Origin of the sequence: Knoellia altitudinis, from assembly GCF_042666355.1 — a bacterium.
Lineage (GTDB): Bacteria > Actinomycetota > Actinomycetes > Actinomycetales > Dermatophilaceae > Knoellia > Knoellia altitudinis.
On record NZ_JBHTDK010000001.1, the window covers coordinates 457,269 to 474,010 of the forward strand.

A 16,742-nucleotide genomic window follows, 5' to 3' on the forward strand; every position below is an offset into this window, starting at 1 on the left:
GCCAGCCGACCCCACCACGCATCGCGACGCATCGCGCACCCCGTATCCCTGAGCAACAAACTCAGGGCCGAGTCTCTCACCCTGGGCTGGCCGTATCCCGGGATTGGCTGATCTGGCGGGGTAGGGCGAGACGTTTGCTGGGTCACCCCCGCCGGTGTCGGCGGCACGTTTTCGTCGAATTGCGGGAATCGGTCCTTTGTAGGGAGGGGTGTGGTTCGATTCGGCTTGGCAGTAGTGAACACGACTTGGGGTGTGGGCGTTGATGAAACGGAAGTCCATGTGGGCGGCGCTGTGCGCGGCGGTTCTGGCAGGGGGCGCAGTGGTTGCGGCGTCGAGTCCGGCAACCGCTGGCACCGCCATTCAGACCAGCACCGTTGCCTGGGGCCAGTTTGGTGATGTGCCTGTGGCGGCCAACTACGGCGGCGACGCACGGCGCGAGCTGGCCGTCTGGCGCCCCGGCAACGGAACCTGGTACGTCCGCAACGTCGGCAACTACCAGTGGGGTGTGAGGACCGACCTCCCCGCCGCGGCCGACTTCACCGGTGATGGAAGAGCCGACATCGCCGTCTTCCGCCCCTCCAACGGCACCTGGTACCTACGTGGCGGCTCCGCCATCCGGTGGGGGCAGGCAGGCGACGTCCCGGTCGCCGCGGACTACACCGGCGACGGCAAGGCTGACCTTGCCGTGTTCAGGCCGTCCACTGGTACTTGGTACATCCGCGGTCTGGGCAACATCCGCTGGGGTCAGTCCGGTGACGTCCCCGCGCCCGCCAACTACCTCGCGGCTGACAAGAAGGCCGAGCTGGCGGTGTTCCGACCCTCAATGGGGACGTGGTTCATCCGCGGTGCGAGCACCTACGCATGGGGTCAGTCCGGTGACCGCCTGGTGCCGTCCACCTACACCGGTGGCGCTGCCTCGAGCATCGCCGTGTGGCGCCCAAGCTCTGGGGTCTGGTTCGTCCGAGGCGGCGACACCGTCACCTGGGGCCGCAACGGTGACGTCCCCCAAGCGGGTGACTTCTTGGGGAACGCCAAGGCCGACCGCGTCGTCTGGCGCCCCTCAAACGGGACCTGGTACCTGCGTTATGAGGTGACCACGACGACGACACCGACGCAACCGCCGCCGCCCCCGCCGCCGTCCGGTGGGTGCGACCCGTCCTACCCGACGGTGTGCATCCCTCCGCCCCCGCCGGACCTTAACTGTGGCGACATCGCGTACCGCAACTTCGTGGTGCGCCAGCCCGATCCTCACAACTTCGACGGCAACCTCGACGGCATCGGCTGCGAGACGTAAACCGCGCCAATCGCTGTGGTGTGAGTCGCCACGCGGAGCTATCAGGATCACTCCGCCCCTTCCTTCTGTACTTGGCTCACCATCCACGCCGCCACAGCCGCGGTGACGGCGCCAACCATGGCGATGCCCACGAGCATGAGCGCCACGGCGATGAGGCGACCTTCGGTCGTGACGGGGTAGCGGTCCCCGTACCCGACGGTGGTCACGGTGGTCGCCGCCCACCACAGCGCGTCACCGAAGGTCCTGATGTTGGCGTCAGGCACGTCCTGTTCGGCGTCGAGCGTTGCCACGGCGCCGAGCCCGACCGCGACGACGGCCACGCCGACGACGTAGGTGGTCACCCGGCCGACGAGAGAGCTGGCGGCGGAGCGATTGAGGATCCTTGCCAGTGCGAGGATCCGAAGAAGGCGGAGCGGCCTCAGCAGTGGCAGGGCGATCAGGACGACGTCGTACCAGTGGCGTGCCGCATATCTGGCCCTCTCCTCGGCAAGCACGATCCGAACGAGGAAGTCGACCGCGAAGGCCACCCAGACAGTCCACGATAGAGCCGTCAGCTTGGTGCGCAGGCCTAGGTCGAGGCGGGGGTCAAGGACCGGCCAGGCGTACGCCACGAGGAAGGCGGCCGCGAGCAGCAGCAGCGGGATCTCGGATCGCCGCTCATACCGCTCAACCCGGGTCACGACAGGATGCTACGGCGTCGGTGCAGGGTCGACATCTCAGTCCTGCCCATGCGCACAGCGTCGTCCCCACGACGGCCCCGGGCGGCCTACGGCTCGCAGACGATGCCGTCACTGTCAGCGTCCCGGTACCAGTCGTACTCGGGATCCTTGCCCTCGTAGTACGGCCCGTACCCAGCGTCAATGGCCTCCCGGCAGGTGCCGAAATCGGGATCGAGACGGGCGGAAGGCTTGGTCGATGCTGGAGCGGTCGGTGTCGGGGTCGAAGGCGTAGCCACAATGGTGCCGCCACCAAGCGGGATGGCCTTGGACGTCGGCAACTTCTGGGTTGGGCAGACACTCAAAACGCGAACCATGGCGTCTCGTTCCGCCGCGGTGACCCACACCCCGTACCTAGCCTTAACGGCAACCTGCCGGGCCACGTACGCGCACCGGAAAGACTTGTTCAGCGGAAGCCACGTTGCAGTATCCCCGTCGCCCTTAGAGCGGTTGGCTCCCGCGGAGACGGCCAAGAGGTTGAGCGGGTCGTTGGCGAACTGGACTCTTTTGGCGGGGGCCCACTTGGCCGCACCCTTCTGCCAAGCGTCGCTCAGCGCGATGACGTGGTCGATGTCCACCTCGCTGGGTCCGCCGTACACAAACCGGACCTGCTTGGCGGTGTAAGGATCAGATGTCAGCGTGCCAGCCAGCACCTTGCACGAGTTCTTCATGGACCTCTTCTTGAGGTCTCGGCGAAGCAGGTCGTTGCGGGTGTCGCAGCCGTTCCGGTCGCTGTCGAACCAGGCCTGCCCGAACTGCTCCCGGGAGTACCCGGTCTTCGGGGCGCGGCCCTTGACGGTCAGCGTGGCCACTGCGGTCAACGCGGTGCCCTTGGCAGCTGTGACCGGGGGGACGGTTGACTTCGCCGGTGACGGCGTCGTCTTTGGTGTTGCTTTCGGTGTAGGCACCGAACTTGCGGTGCGCGTCGCAGTGGCCGTCGGCGTCGGCGTCGGCGTCGGAGTAGGGGTGGCTGTCGGCGTTGCCGTGGGTGTCGGGGACTTGCTCTTCGTCGCGCGGGACGGCGACGGGGCAGCTGCTTGGGGAGCCGGCTCGGGCGGCGTCGCGGTCGCTGCGCCGACCAGAGTCAGCGCCATGGCGATCCCCAGCGCCCCACTGGCCGTCGCTCTGCTTCTCAGGCGCGCCCAGCCAATGCGTCCACGGATCAAGGCGAGGACCGCCACCACGAAGATGTAGGAGCCTGAAAGAGCGAATAAGCCGCTGACCCCTGTGCTGACGGCGCCAAGAATGGCGGCCAGACCCAAACCGCCCCAGCCGAGCCAGCTCGCCATGACACCCTGTCTGGCCGAGCCAGCACTTGAGTGTGTCCCGTTCTCTGCCGACAGCGCGAGAGTGGGCGACTGTTTACGAGCTTGCGTCGCGGGCGAGGGTGCGATGTGGTTCGTCCATTGGGCTCCGTCCCAGTACCTGAGATTGCCTTCTAAGGTTGAATACCACCCCGATGGAGCGTTCATGCCACCACTGTCCCCGCGTCGACGGCCCCCCCTGCCGAAGGGGCATCTGTAACGGTAGTCGGCGATTTCAGTGCCGGGGTGCGATTCTGAAGGAAAGTGCCGAGCACGAACCCCCCAGCTGAGATGGACGTGTCCTTCCCCGCGGCCTACGACCAAGAGAGCGAAAGGGCTCCCAGCATCATGGCATCTGCGTTCGACTGAGTTTCGCTACAGGTACACGTGGAGCCACGGGAAAGACTTGGGTCACTGGTCCAACCCCGCTCCGACGCTCCGTGACGGGGCGGACAGAACGTCAAGGCTCGATCCGCCAGTGGCGCAGGCCCTCGGCTGATCACCCGCATGCCTGAGCGCCCAAGTCTCCTCGAAACGTCGGAGTGCCCTCTCGGACACCTGCAGAGCGATGTTGACACGTTCCAAGCTTTCCTCGAACCGAGCAATCCCCACATCGACTCTTCGCTCCAACTCCTCCAACCGGGCAAGGCGCTCCGCGCGTCGTCCTGAACGCCTCGTCATCATGAGCCTCATGCACCCAACGGTACGTGATCTTGAGGTGAGGGCCGAGAAGCCACGCTGCTCCCAATATGGCTGTGCCGCAACAGAACTGAGTGGTAAAATGGATCTCATGAGGTAGGGATAACCACGTCCACTCTTGGACTGGAGAAACCCACCTCGCCGAGGCTCGCCACACGCGTGGCGGGCCTTTCTTCATGTCCGGATGCTTCCGGGCAACCCCACGGAAAGCGAGATACCGCTATGTCCACAGCCCCTTTGATCAGGGTGCGCGGCAGAGCCGACCTGGTCGCACTCCTGCCCCATCTACTCGGGTATCACCCCAGCAACGCCCTCGTCTTGGTCTGTCTGCGCCAAGAGCGGATCTGCCTCACCGCGCATCAGCCATTGCCCCCCACGCAAGAGATCCACCCCGCACTTAGCGACCTCCTGGCCGGGATGGCCAAGGCCGACCCCGAGGCGGTCATCGTCTTGGGCTATGAGGGCGACCGCCCGATTGCCGAGGTAATCGACCTCGCGGGAAAGGCTTGCACGGAGGTTGGGGTGCGGGTACACGACCGCATCTTGGTGACGCGCTACGGCTGGCGGTCGCTGGACACCGGCGAGGTGTCGGCATCCGATCCAGCGACGTCGACCGCAGTCACGGAGCTCGTCGCTGCCGGCGTTGCACCTCTGTCGTCTCGCGACGCCCTGGCCGCAGTCGTGGAACCGAGGGCTGACGCTGCGGCAGTGGCCCGGCACATCGCCCGCTACAGTGCACGCACGGATGACCAAGGCCTCCTCGAGCTGTACTGCTCGGCGTGGCCTGTCGTTTTGGACACCCGGGACGGCATTCCGCAGATGACACCGAAGGTCGCGTCCCGCGCCGTCCTTGCCATCCACGACGTCTCCGTCCGTGACCTTCTCGTCGCCCGACTGACTCCGGGAACCCTCGACCCCGACGACGTCCCGGGGACCACTGGCGGACTGCTTCGCTCGCTGCCGACACCGGCGTGGGAGACCGACAGCGGCTGGGACCGGGTCCGCACCCACAGCCGACTGCAGGACCGGCTGGTACGGCTATGCGCCATGACCCCAGACAGCCACGCCGCCCCACCGCTCGGCGTGCTCGCCACTTGGGCGTGGTGGCGTGGCGACGGCGCCCTGGCACGGGTCGCCATCAACCGGGCCCTCCGCTGCCAACCGGACTACCGGCTCGCCCTGTTGCTCGAGCGCATCCTCGACCTGGCCATCCCACCCCGCCGATAACCCCCAGCCACCCTGCAGGCCCGCCGACATCGGCGGGCCTTTCTCATGCCCGAAGGACCCGAAGGACCCTCGCTAAAGACCTCATTAGAACCGCATCTAGACACAACCCAGTCGGTCCTTCGGGCCCTTCGCAAGCCCAAGCCAGTACGCCCCAATCACCCACGAAGGAGAAACACCATCATGAGCACAGCCACCTACGACCGGGCCCCGCTGTATGCGGTACCAGACCCGACTCAGCAGAAGCAGAAGTTCGGGTTCTTGCTCTCCCTCCGCCGCAGGGCCCGCCAAGCCCTCGACACCCTCCTGTCCCTTCCGCGCGGCGCTGCCAGCTGGGTCCTACGTCACGCACGCACCCTGCTCGACGAGGTCAGCGAGCACCGGCTGCTGGGCTGGGCCGCGAGTCGCTTGCAAGACGCGTCACGGTTCCTGCGGTCCATCGGGGTCCTCCCGCTTGCCGCCGCCGTCCTGAGCACCCCGCCGGTGCGGCGCACCGCAGCGCGCTGGGCCCGAGCCGTCGGCAAAACCCTCGCCACCTTCGGCCGCCACGTGTGGGCGCGGACCCACCGCCTGCTGGCCCGGGGAGGCGCCACCGGAATCCGCCTGTCTGCGGCCCTGTCCAGCGCCGGCGCCATGGTCGCCTCGGCTGTCCACGCCGTGGCGTCACACCCGGCGGTCCGCCAGCTTGTGCAAGCGCTGAGGGGCCTGTGCACGACGATCCATCCGCTCACTCACAGCGTCATCGCTCACCGCGCCCTCGGCCTTCTGGTCCCGACCATGTGGCTGCGCGTGGCACTCGAGCTCCTGGCTCTCCCGTTCGTCCTAGCACCCGGGATGCCAAGCGCCTTCCGACGGTCGGCATCCGACCCCGTCGCGGCGGCGGTTCCGGCTCAGGGCGGGCGACCGCCAGAGCCGGTGTTCGACGTGCCTGCCGCAACCACTGACTCCAACGGCCAAGGTCTCACCGACGACGAGGGTGATCAGGGACTCGACCTCGAGCCGCGCAACCGCGCCGAACGCCGCGCACAGCAGCAGGATCAGGCCCGCGCACGCCGGCGCCACAGCCGGCACTGACCACCACCGAACCGCTGGCGGGGCCGGAGCGGCCCCGCCAGCCCTTCCCTATAGGAGGACCACCCATGCTGATCGTCTTCGCCATCGCCGCGGCCGCATCCCTTGCCGTCGTCGCCTACACCAAGCTCCGCGAGCACTCACCTGAGGCCGGGTCAGCCGGGCTGCGCTCCGTCCGCGAACTAGCCGCCATCGTCCTGGTCTGCTCCAAGGCCATCGAAGGCGTCGTCGACGTCCTCGCCGGCACCCAACGCATCCAAGGCGCCGCCCCTGCCTCCGCGTGGGCCGACCGCGGCTCCTACGACCGCGGGTACGACTACGAGGACGAGCCATGACCACCGCCCTGCACGAGCTCAGAGCGGTCCCCGTGACCGACGACAGCGAAGCTCCGTGCACGGTGGCATTACGGGTTTGGAAAGTTTCCGCCGGAGATAGACGAGCCTCGAGAACGCCGAGAGAGTGGCAGCTGGGGGCCTGCCGGGTACCACCGTTCCCGTATCAAAGGGCAGGGATGACGCACCCAAGGCGGCGATCGAGGCGCCCCAAAAAAGGGTCGACACAGCACAACAGACACGGCAGGGCACACGCCTTAGGCCGCGCCAAGCAACCTGATACCGCTCAATCATCCTCATGCGTCGGAGCAAGGTAGGCAACGAGCGAGTGAATCGCGTGGTCGTCCAAACTGGTCCGGTTGCGGTCGTAACGCATTGTTGTCCTTGGCTCTGTGTGGCGAGCCAAGTCCTGCACCTTACGGATCGACGCCCCAGACTCCAACGCGTTGGTGATGCAATTGTGCCGAAGCAGGTGTGGTCGAACGACCACTTGGCTGATGCCAGCCCGTCGACCCAGTGTGTTGGTGATGGTGCCGAGCCCTTGTCGACTGAGATCGCCGCCGTCCCGGCGCAGTAAGAGGTTCCCGCTTGAGCGGCCGTCAGCGGCCGCATCGAGGGCTCGGATGACCGGCGCGGGAATCGGCATGCGCGCTGGAGCGCCGCCCTTGCCGTGGAACTCGAGGACCCGGTGTCCTCGTATGGTCTTCTGGTAGTCCTCGACGCGGATAGAGCACGCTTCGGCGGCGCGCAGCGCCATGCACGCCAGTAGGTAGGCCGCAGCGTAGTAGCGCCCGCCGCTGTTCTGGCCGGCCAAGAGGAACGCCTGCATTTGGAACCGGTCCAGGCCCGACGTGTCCCTGGGCATGCTGGTGATCCGCGGGCGCCGGGCGTACTGCGCAGGGTCCCTTGCGATCAGGCACTCTTGGTGTGCGAACCGGTAGAGGCCACGGACCGGAGTCAGGGCGGTGCAGACACTGGCTGGCGACAGTCGGCGTCCCACAAGCAGGTGCTGGATGTACCGCTCAACCTGGGAGCGCACAGCCAAGGCGGGGTCTATCCCCTCGTCCGCGCACCAGCCGTAGAAGCGGTCGAGGTAGAAGGTGTATAGCTCGAGCGTGTGGCCGGTGTACGGCCTGAGGTAATCCTCCGTCAGCGCGGATAGTTTGGTGATGGTCATGGGCACGAGTCAACCTGCGCCGCGGTGCCCTATGCCATAGTTCGTGTCCCTCGCTCCTGTCGGGACTCGGGACCGACGCTGGCGCTCACCGGGAGATACGATGCCGGCACTTTAGGGGCCTGGCCCGCCGCGTCTCCCCAATCCTTGAAGACTCAGCCGGGGCGAGATAAGCGGCCCCCACCGTCTCAGCTAATGCGGTGACACCCTGCCGCTGTTGCCAACCCCCTTGGCAACCGATTCGGAGCGAATGAGGTCCCCGGGGATAGGGATTCCCATGCAGGGTCGATCAGCCTGCCCGCCGACTCACCGCATCGTCGCATGTGTCTGCTTGGGGTAGACCCCAACCGGACACCCACCTCGAGGGCCCCTGACCGTCCATTTGGGGCCCTTCTTCACGTTGTTGGACACAACTGCAAGGAGGTCTAGATATGCCCGGACAGGTCATCGGCTACGTCCGCGTCTCTACTGTCGACCAGAACCCCGATCGTCAGATCATCGCCATCCAAGCCGCACTAGGCTCCGAACCGGACCGCTGGTTCACGGACCACTCGTCCGGTGGCAGCACCGACCGCCCGGCACTGTCGGCCATGCTCACTCACCTCCGCGACCAGGACGTAATCGTGGTGTCCTCCATGGACCGCCTGGCACGGTCCGTCGTGGACCTCGACCAGCTCGTCAGTCGGCTTACGGCTCGTGGCGTCACCGTCCGCTTTCTCAAGGAAGGCCTGAGCTTCCAGGCCACTGGTAAGGCCGACCCCTTGTCCGTCTTCCAACTGCAGGTGATGGGCGCGTTCGCCCAGCTCGAGCGGGCACTGATCCGCGATCGGCAGCGCGAAGGGATCGACGCTGCCAGAGCTCGGGGCGTCTACCGCGGCCGAGCCCGCAGGCTCAATGGCGCCCAGGTAGCCGCGGCTCGAGCTGAGATCAGCACAGGTGTGCCGAAGGCGGTCATTGCTCGCCGCTTGGGGATTGCGCGGCAGACCCTGTATGACGCACTCACGACCCCGTCTGCGGCGGGATAGCCAAGACCCTCTGGCCCCCACGCGCCGCGGCGCGTGGGGGCCAGGAGTCCTTTTCGTGTTTTTGCCCAGGCATGGGCCCAGAGCGCCGCGCTCACTCACCGCGCAATGAGCGGACGATTAAAGACGCGCTTGCCTCACATGTCGCGGTACCGCTTTGCGGCGGCCAGGGCCTATTGGGTGCTCCGCGCTGTGGTGCCGAGACGGGCAGACCAGTCGGGGTATGAGGTCCCATGGGGTTTCGGACCTGACGAGCGAGTTTGGGCCACCGCTCGACGAGTCTGGGCGCGTCTGCTTCCACATCAGTAAGCTACGACCCCGGCGATGTACGTCCGCTGACCGGCACGTTGGCGCGCACTCTCCGCGGCAATCAGGGACGTCTAGGCCGCGCCACGAAGGGACACGCCAGGGCGCGTTTCAGAGCGTGACGTGCCTATTCGGCCGCAGCAGACCAAGGAGGACCCCCCGGACTGGAGGTGCGTCGCCGCCCCGCCGTTGGAGTGCGGGAGGGTGCGGCCGAAGTTGTCCTGGCACCTGCTAACACTTTCAAGGGCCACGAGCTGTAGGTTATCGTGGCATGGCCGTTACGTACTTCTTCGACGACGGACCATTCACGTATTTATCGCCGGTTTCTGAAATGAGTGGGCTGCCGGTTGCAACGCAAGTCACTGCTGACGACTACTTGGCCTACGCGAAGAGCGATCTGGCAGGTGATGGCAACCAAGGGCCAATCAACGCATTGGGTAATGCGAAGCGATCTCTGCATCTAATGATAGACACCCTTCTTCAGAACTACGGAATGCTGGCGCAGAACACCAAGCTGCGCTTCCCAGAAAAGTTGGGCCTTTTGGACGACGTTGGCCTTATTTCTTTCAACGTATTCCGCAAGTTAAACCTCGAGCGAAACCTTGCTGAACACGAGTATACGGTGCCGTCCCGCGGTCAGGTCGAAGACTTCGTGGACGTGTGCCATCTGTTGCGGTTGGCGATAGAGCGACTCGGGGAAAGCGTCCTCTTTCGAGCGGCAGCAGGTCTGAGGCAGAGCCAGGAGCATGTGCTGCTGGCCCTAGAGCCCGCTCAAGGCCTCTTGAATATCTACGAACTTCGCAACCCTCGATTCGACAAGTCCCGAGTTTTCGGGGAGCCGGTCGACTACGTTTCCACTCGCCTGGATCAGGGCGAGCGTTACCCAAATGCGACGGTGAGCGCGGCGCCGGTGCGGGGGCTCGCATTGGCGCACAGCAATCGGGCCGAGTGGGCGCCGCTCCTGACGACGCTCATTTCATCGCAACAATCTGGCGACCGCCAGGCCACAGTCGTGCACGACGGCGTCGCGACAGTCTGGGTGGCGAGGCACTTCGCAACGAATGAGATGGCTGGAACCGAAATCGTACGGTTGCTCGGTTTGGAAAAAGGCAGCATGGGGACTGGTGGGGTTGTCCAGAATGAGGACGCGCCAACAGATCTACGTCCTCACGAGCGCACCTGACCTGAATCAACATCTCATCGCAGGCACTCAGCGCAACCGGCTGCTGACCGACGAACACACGGTCCTCGGTGACCCGACCGACGGTGTGCCAGCTAGGGAGTCGATGACCCCTCGAACAGCGCGCCTCGGAACACGTTCGATGTCCACGTACAAGTCGGATGCGACCTGATTGACGAAGTCGGGGATCATGTAACGACGGCAGGCGGCCCCAAACGATCTTGGGCCTTGGACGGGACGGCATCCGCACCTGACTCCGACCAAGACCTTCAAGACGGCAGTGCAAGGAAAGGCCAACCGAGGGCCAGCCGACCGTCGATCCAGTCGGCTGTGTCAGTCGCGTAACTACGGCTGAACGCCGTCACCTCTTGTGCTTGAGGTTCGGCTGCCGGCCGGCTCGCTCTAGACGTTCCTGCATCAACTTCCTGGCCGCTACTCCGTCGACGGGTCGAGCGCTCTTGTAGATGCCGGGGCCTAGCCGCACCCAAGTTGATACAGAGGGGGTCATCGCTCGTGCCACGGGCTTCTCCTTCTCGTCGAGATCCAACACTCATCACGATGCCAGGGACGACTGACAGGCGTCACTGGTCCTCTAACTGACTGACGGTCAGCGCGTACAGAAGATCACGTGCTTTCGACTCGGTGACAGCCAACTTCATCTCTGGCGGCGTGTCTAGTACCCCGACTCCGACTCCTTTTGCCCCATGCCAGATCGGTACTGCCAAGATGAACGGGCCCGCCTTCTGGTTTGGCAGACCGGACGGCGAAGCGCCGACCGCTCGTTTGAACTCCTCATACGTGAGCCCCTGCCTAACCTGCTCTGACGCCTGCTCCCACTCGTCTTGGGAGGCGTCAACAAGTGGTCCCCAAACTTCGTGTACGTCTACACCAAGGTCTTGATGCGCGGCTAGCGCGACACCGGCTACACCCATTCCCTCCCGCCACTGCAGCCCAGAGGTACTGCGCCTGTACCGCATCGGTCGGCTCGCGACTCTCTCCAGGGGTCGCCGTGACTCACCAGACTTTCGGTCCTCTTTCGAAAGCTCCTCCAAGCGCCAGACGATGACGCCGCAGTGATAAGTCCGTGAAGCAATGTTTTGGCGCGCGCATTCGTCTTGAAGTTCAACTAACAGCTCGTCCACTTGGTCTACAAACGCCTTCTCCCGTTCATCGTTGCGGCCGTGGACAACATCGCGGGTCGCTTCGTACGCAGCCCACACGGTCGTGGGTACAGCGGCAAGTTGCCGCAGTAGAGGGTGGTGGTCATGGAGCCACTTCCACTCCACCTCTGAGAATCCGGCACCTAGCCACCCCAGCAGCAGGAGCGCAGCGGCCGACAGAACAAGCACTAAGCGGACGACACGCGGATGATCGTCAAGCCATGCGATTACTAAGGTTGCCAGCCTGACGCTGCTCACCAACGCTCCCCCTCACGGCTCCGATTGCTTCGAGCCTAGTCATCCCACGCATGGCCGCGTGGCGTGACACTCTTGCGTATGGAGGCACGTCGCATCCGTGGAGTTGAAGTCGGCACATGCGAAGGACTTAACTGCTGGGAGCTGGGAACGTCTGACGCACCCAGACAGGCCCACGTACGGACGGCGAAGGAGCCATCATGAGACCCCAGCAGTTCGAGATACTCATTCGCGAACGAGTGAAGGCCGTTCGCAATGGGCACTCTGTTGAGGACGATGGGGTCGAGGTAAAGCGGACTTGGCCAGATCCTAAGAAGGGTGCCCGCCAACTTGCCGGCTCGGCCAACCGGCAGGCGGGCGAGTGGTTAGTCCTGATCGTCGGGATCGATGAAGCCACAGGAGCAGTTCACGAGCCCGGAAACTTCGAAGCGGGAGAATGGTTCGCGCAGACGGCCAAATCGTTCGACGAGAAGGTCACGCCTCGGTTGGTCCGGCATCAGCAAGTGGCTCTTGGCGAAGGTGAGTACGTGACCGGCCTACTGTTCTCAACCGATGAGTATCCCTACCTCGTCGTTGGCAGTGACGGCGTGCGCGACGTCCCAATGCGTTCAGGGGCCCACACTCGAAGCGCGTACCGGCATGAGGTTCTGGACATGCTGAAGCCGACGTTGCTAGTCCCTAAGTTCACTGTCACCGCCGCCCATCTGCGCGTGGAGCAGATCCTCGTGAAAATGAAGGAAGCCCATGGCGTCATCGGGTCTTGCACGGCACGTATCACGGTGAACTTGGCGGCGACGATCTTCATCGAGCATGTCGGAGATGGGGTCCTGGTCCTCCCGCAAGGAGACCTACACGTGCGCCTGCGTGCGGGTGACTTCGAAGCTCGTCCGGAGGTGCGCATTCGCAACGCTTCCCCTACCGGCTACCTGAAAATGAACGGGGAGCCTGCTCCCCCAGCTCCGCCACCACCTCGATTCGGCGTCCATGTACGAGATAGGCAGGTGGTTGCGACGGCACCCGGGGCCTTCAGAATCACGTGCCACCACGCAACTACTCGGGACGTGACGGAATCGTCGCCACATCCGCTTGCGGAGATCTACGGGTCGCTGGACGAAATAAGTCTTGACCTTGCCATCGGCGTCGCTGGAGCACGAAGGCGCGCCTTCGTCACCGCAAGTATGGCCCAATACGGGGCCCCTCAAGATCCAGAGGTCTCCGCGTTGCATGACCGCGACGTGACCTCCGAGGTTATTGGTGGCTGGAAGCGGCCGGAGGCCTTCCTCGATCCTTGGGCCGACGTGTAGCAGTCCAGGTCCCACCGATCGGCGGCGCGCCGCCTGGTCCCGCCAAACCCAGGATGATGGTCCCGAGTCTGGTAAGCGTTGCATCCCAGACAGGGGCGACCCGCCAGGATTGGGCAATGGCCTCCATGGGAAGTCCCTGGGTTCCAAGGGCGCGCAGCGCAGAGCTGTCCGGATGGAAGTCCCGTGGAACCTAACCTGAGGTGCTGCTGCGAGAGTCGCTCCATCGCTTGGCGGCACGCTTCAGTCTCCACCGTCGCGCTTCGGCTCATCCCCGCACCGTGTGCGCGTCCTCAGACAATGCGGCTCTTCCGCACTCGTCCTGCGACTGAGACATCAGTAGTCCTTTCTGACTGCTGTGTTATGCCACTGTGAGAGCGGGCAGCGGACCCATGCCGTCGTCTCGCTTGGACCAGACAGAGCTCTGCGACGCCCTTGCTCACAGATCTGTTTCCGTATAACCCCCCCCCGCGCGCGGCAGCGCGTGGGGGGCGGGTGCCCAGTTCGCGTTCCCCGCCGAGCTCCTGCGGTGCTTGGCTGTAGGGCTCTCAACGCACGCCTCGCTGGTCATTCCGCGCGATAGATCAGTCACAGGGAGCCTTCTTTCGGCCGCACCTCAACGCATGCGCCACTGAAACGCCAACCGCGACCACGACCGACCCCTAAGGGGATCGGGTCGTGGTCGCGGTCGGGGTGGTTGTTGCCGTCTGTCAATCCTTCTCGAGAAAGTAGAGCTTGGATGAGCGGGATCCAGCCTCAATACGGAGCGCATTCTGCTTCACCAGCTCGCGCAATGTGGCCGTGGCAGCTGGACGGTTGCCCCCGACCTTGTCGAGAAGCTGTGTCTGCGACAGGCCACCATGTGCTGTGACTGCATCGAGGATGCGCCTGTCGTAGTCAAGGCGAGTCTCTGCCCCCGACTCAGGGTTCCCGGGTGGATGGAGCGTCACGAGCAGCGCATCTCCACTCTCGCGCATGACTCGTGAAGTGACCTGAGCCCGAGCTATCACAGGCAGCTGACCACTCCCGGCCACGGCGTGCTGACGCACGCCGCCGGGACGGTCCTTGACCACGCGCAACACGAACTCCGCTTCCCCGCCGGACAACAGAGGGCTGCTGACACTCACGGCATAGGCCGCTCCTGTGATTGCTGACAGCTTGGCCTGGGCCCCTATCGGAAACCTGCCACGCCCCTCGCTCGACTTCGTCACGTGATCGATCAGGGCCACCGCCGCCCCGGTCTGATCAGCTAATCGGCGGGGAACTTCGCGCATCCACCTCGCCACGTTGTCGTTGTCAGTGGACTGGTATCCGAAGAGATCTAGGGCTTCGGTGACTCCATCGATCACCGCTAGACCGAACGATTGGCTAAGCAGGCCACTCCAAGCACTCGCGTCGATGGGAGCCCTTACGTCCGCGTCAGGACGCACATACATGAGGTGCTTTCCCAGCCACTTCCGCTTGGCGCCCAGAGCGACGAGTCGGCGCAGCACTGACCTGGCATCAGACTCAAAGTCGACGTAGAGAACGTCCACACCAGCTTTGATGGCCTCGACGCAGGCCCATTGGAGCAGAAGCGACTTGCCTGATTCGGGTTCTCCAAAGAAGGTGTGGACCTGCCCCGCGTAGAGCAGTCCGATCCCGTCTGTCCTGAGCATTTGGGTGGGCGTCAGTTGACTGATCGGCGTCGCGAGAACCGCCTCGAGCTGTACCGGTGACCAGCTCGATCGTGTGGAATCACCGTCGGGGATCGTCCCCGCCTGCGCTTCGGTCTTTGGCGCCTCCCGTGTCCTCGCCCGGGGGAGAGCCTTCTTTGATGACGCCTCTGCGACCCGACGATCTCGAGGAGCGGGGGCACCTTCGGACAGTTGCGCGTACAGCTCGGCCGAGATCGTAGGCATGACGCCAGAATCGCTCCATATAGGTCGGCCGTCGCGGCCTTCTGGAGCGTCAGTTGCAGGCACCAGGATCCGCTCCTGACAAATCACCTCCCCCCGTCCCTTCAGAGGTCCGTATCCGCCACTCGGCAGAGAGGTCTGGCCGCCGAGTCCCAAGACGGACCAGGTGCTTCCCTTCTCGCCTTGATGCCTCGCAGTGAAGCCGTCGACCACGGCACCTAAAAGATCGATCGAGGGAGCGGAAGTCCCGGCTTCGACGTAAAGGGCCACCGCTCCAGACCTTGCTAGGTCCAGCCCGAACCCTGCGTCCGGCCACTCGCGGAACCATTCTTTGATCGCTTTCGGGTCGAAGCTTGACCTTTCTTGCCATTTTTCGCCAAGGAGAGACGCCGGATCATCTGACTGTGGGGCTAGCGGCACGATGGACCAGCCCGCTCGGGCGTACAGCACCGCGGCCTTCCGCAGAGGCAAACCTGAGGACCGTGGGACGGAAAGCGCCCGCTTTACCGTCACGGCTTATCCCCCGTGACACCCAATCGCAGCCGGTCCGCTAGATGGGACAGTTCCTTCGCCACGATCTGCCGAGCACGCTCACGCGTGATCCCGAACCGCTGACCGATCTGCTCAAGAGTCCATGGAGGGTTCCCATACCGCAGGTTCAGGATCTCCCGACTGCGTGGAGGCCGCGTGGCCAATGCCGCTGTGAGGAGGTCGTAGTTGCCGTTGTCTGGTCGGGTGGGCTCGGACCAGAACAGTTCGATTACGACGTCGCCCAGTGGGACGAATCGACTCGACTCCGGAACCACCCAGCCATCCACGTCTTGGTCCGGGTTGGGCCACGACATGGACAGGGACCAGATGGGGCGCTCTATCCCCCTCAGTTCACGAAGGCGCTGCAATGACACGCCAGCGGCCCCGGCGAGTTCATCGTCGGCCGGCTCTCGGCCCAAATCGCCCGCAAGCTTCTCGCTCATCACTCTGATCCGCTCGACGTGGGCGTGGACATGGGCAGGAAGCCGGATCGTACGGCCGTGCTGGGCCACTGCCCGCCCCATCGCTTGCCGGATCCAGGTCGCCGCGTATGTGGAGAACTTTGTGCCCCTCGTGTAATCAAAGCCCTCGACGGCACGGATGAGTCCGAACATGCCTTCTTGGACAAGGTCGTCCCAGTCAAGGCCTCGCCCAAGGAACCGGCGCGCGAAGTGCTCCACGAGGCGCACGTTCGCCTTGATCAGATGCTCCTTCGCCCTCTCGCCATCGACCACTAGCCGAGCCAGCTCGCGAGCCAACCGCGCTTCGTGACGGCGGCCGGAGCCGAGTTTCTCATCCGCGAGAACGCCTACCTCGATCCGGATTGAAAGCCGCACCTCCTCCTCGGCCTTCAGAAGGGGCGTGGACCCCCAGCCGAGTGGAGTGGCACGCGGACTCTCCTCCGCATTGTCCGATCCCGGGCCAAGCCGGCTCGACGGCGCTCGCTCACTGGCAACGCATACTCTTGAATGTGTTCTCCTGGCCGAGGACTTAGGCGGCGCCTGCATCGAGCGCCGTTCGTCATGTGGCATCCCGCTCACCCTCGATCCGAATTTGCGGCCCGCTGCCAGCCAGGTTGCCCGTTGAGGGGATGCCGGGCGCCCGTGCGGGGGCGCCGCCCGCCCTTCGTCGACTCTTCGGACCGAGCAGCCGTCGAGTCAGTCGCTCCGGGCTGAGGGGGGCCGGCTTGGAACAGGGAGGCGAGCCGCGCTAGTTGCTCGGAGCTGAGGGGCGGAGCCTGTGCGACAACACGCTCGACGAACTCGGCGATGCGGG

14 protein-coding genes and 1 pseudogene are annotated in these 16,742 nt (G+C 64.8%); 8 read left to right on the top strand and 7 right to left on the bottom strand.

All coding sequences use genetic code 11. The features are described 5' to 3' along the window. Positions 1-397: 397 nt before the first annotated feature. Positions 398-1,294, top strand: a complete 897-nt coding sequence (locus ACFQW8_RS02150; RefSeq protein ID WP_380085339.1) for an FG-GAP repeat domain-containing protein — start codon at positions 398-400, stop codon at positions 1,292-1,294. Between the two features lie 47 nt (positions 1,295-1,341). Here the strand turns inward: ACFQW8_RS02150 and ACFQW8_RS02155 are convergent, their stop codons facing one another. Continuing rightward, positions 1,342-1,974 (bottom strand): potassium channel family protein, encoded by a 633-nt coding sequence (locus tag ACFQW8_RS02155; RefSeq protein WP_380085340.1) that lies wholly within the window; start codon positions 1,972-1,974, stop codon positions 1,342-1,344. Between the two features lie 86 nt (positions 1,975-2,060). Next, on the bottom strand, positions 2,061-2,822 hold the full coding sequence (locus ACFQW8_RS02160) for a GmrSD restriction endonuclease domain-containing protein (RefSeq protein WP_380088561.1): 762 nt from the start codon (positions 2,820-2,822) through the stop codon (positions 2,061-2,063). On the opposite strand from ACFQW8_RS02160, the gene ACFQW8_RS02165 reads away from it, so the two are divergent. After that, on the top strand, positions 2,815-3,204 hold the full coding sequence (locus ACFQW8_RS02165; RefSeq protein ID WP_380088683.1) for a hypothetical protein: 390 nt from the start codon (positions 2,815-2,817) through the stop codon (positions 3,202-3,204). The genes ACFQW8_RS02160 and ACFQW8_RS02165 overlap by 8 nt on opposite strands. A gap of 185 nt (positions 3,205-3,389) precedes the next feature. On the opposite strand, the pseudogene ACFQW8_RS02170 reads toward ACFQW8_RS02165, so the two are convergent. Continuing rightward, positions 3,390-3,482: pseudogene (locus ACFQW8_RS02170) on the bottom strand (DUF2510 domain-containing protein); the annotation flags it as partial. Positions 3,483-4,235: 753 nt separating this feature from the next. On the opposite strand from ACFQW8_RS02170, the gene ACFQW8_RS02175 reads away from it, so the two are divergent. From ACFQW8_RS02175 to ACFQW8_RS02185, 3 genes are all read left to right on the top strand, one after another. Next, positions 4,236-5,240, top strand: a complete 1,005-nt coding sequence (locus ACFQW8_RS02175) for a DUF4192 domain-containing protein (RefSeq protein WP_380088563.1) — start codon at positions 4,236-4,238, stop codon at positions 5,238-5,240. Positions 5,241-5,420: 180 nt separating this feature from the next. After that, complete coding sequence (locus tag ACFQW8_RS02180; protein WP_380085341.1) at positions 5,421-6,311, top strand: hypothetical protein; 891 nt, start codon at positions 5,421-5,423, stop codon at positions 6,309-6,311. Positions 6,312-6,376: 65 nt separating this feature from the next. Next, the gene (locus ACFQW8_RS02185; protein WP_380085342.1) at positions 6,377-6,643 is read left to right on the top strand and encodes a hypothetical protein; all 267 of its coding nucleotides are present in this window, start codon (positions 6,377-6,379) and stop codon (positions 6,641-6,643) included. A 283-nt stretch (positions 6,644-6,926) separates the two neighbouring features. Here the strand turns inward: ACFQW8_RS02185 and ACFQW8_RS02190 are convergent, their stop codons facing one another. Then, entirely contained in the window at positions 6,927-7,817 is an 891-nt protein-coding gene (locus ACFQW8_RS02190) for a tyrosine-type recombinase/integrase (RefSeq protein WP_380085343.1), read from the bottom strand. A 428-nt stretch (positions 7,818-8,245) separates the two neighbouring features. On the opposite strand from ACFQW8_RS02190, the gene ACFQW8_RS02195 reads away from it, so the two are divergent. Together ACFQW8_RS02195 and ACFQW8_RS02200 are read left to right on the top strand one after the other, a co-directional pair. Continuing rightward, the gene (locus ACFQW8_RS02195) at positions 8,246-8,839 is read left to right on the top strand and encodes a recombinase family protein (RefSeq protein ID WP_380085344.1); all 594 of its coding nucleotides are present in this window, start codon (positions 8,246-8,248) and stop codon (positions 8,837-8,839) included. 574 nt (positions 8,840-9,413) lie between these two features. Continuing rightward, a complete protein-coding gene (locus ACFQW8_RS02200) occupies positions 9,414-10,325 on the top strand; it encodes a hypothetical protein (RefSeq protein WP_380085345.1) in 912 nt (303 codons plus the stop codon). 578 nt (positions 10,326-10,903) lie between these two features. Here ACFQW8_RS02200 and ACFQW8_RS02205 read toward each other — a convergent pair. Continuing rightward, positions 10,904-11,740 (bottom strand): hypothetical protein, encoded by an 837-nt coding sequence (locus tag ACFQW8_RS02205; protein WP_380085346.1) that lies wholly within the window; start codon positions 11,738-11,740, stop codon positions 10,904-10,906. A 197-nt stretch (positions 11,741-11,937) separates the two neighbouring features. On the opposite strand from ACFQW8_RS02205, the gene ACFQW8_RS02210 reads away from it, so the two are divergent. After that, positions 11,938-13,041 carry a hypothetical protein gene (locus ACFQW8_RS02210; protein ID WP_380085347.1) on the top strand — a complete coding sequence of 368 codons (1,104 nt, stop codon included), beginning with the start codon at positions 11,938-11,940 and terminating at the stop codon, positions 13,039-13,041. Positions 13,042-13,748: 707 nt separating this feature from the next. On the opposite strand, the gene ACFQW8_RS02215 is transcribed toward ACFQW8_RS02210, so the two are convergent. Beyond that, entirely contained in the window at positions 13,749-15,449 is a 1,701-nt protein-coding gene (locus ACFQW8_RS02215) for a bifunctional DNA primase/polymerase (RefSeq protein WP_380085348.1), read from the bottom strand. Further along, on the bottom strand, positions 15,446-16,498 hold the full coding sequence (locus ACFQW8_RS02220; RefSeq protein ID WP_380085349.1) for a sigma-70 family RNA polymerase sigma factor: 1,053 nt from the start codon (positions 16,496-16,498) through the stop codon (positions 15,446-15,448). The genes ACFQW8_RS02215 and ACFQW8_RS02220 overlap by 4 nt, the downstream gene beginning before the upstream one ends. Positions 16,499-16,742: the final 244 nt, after the last annotated feature.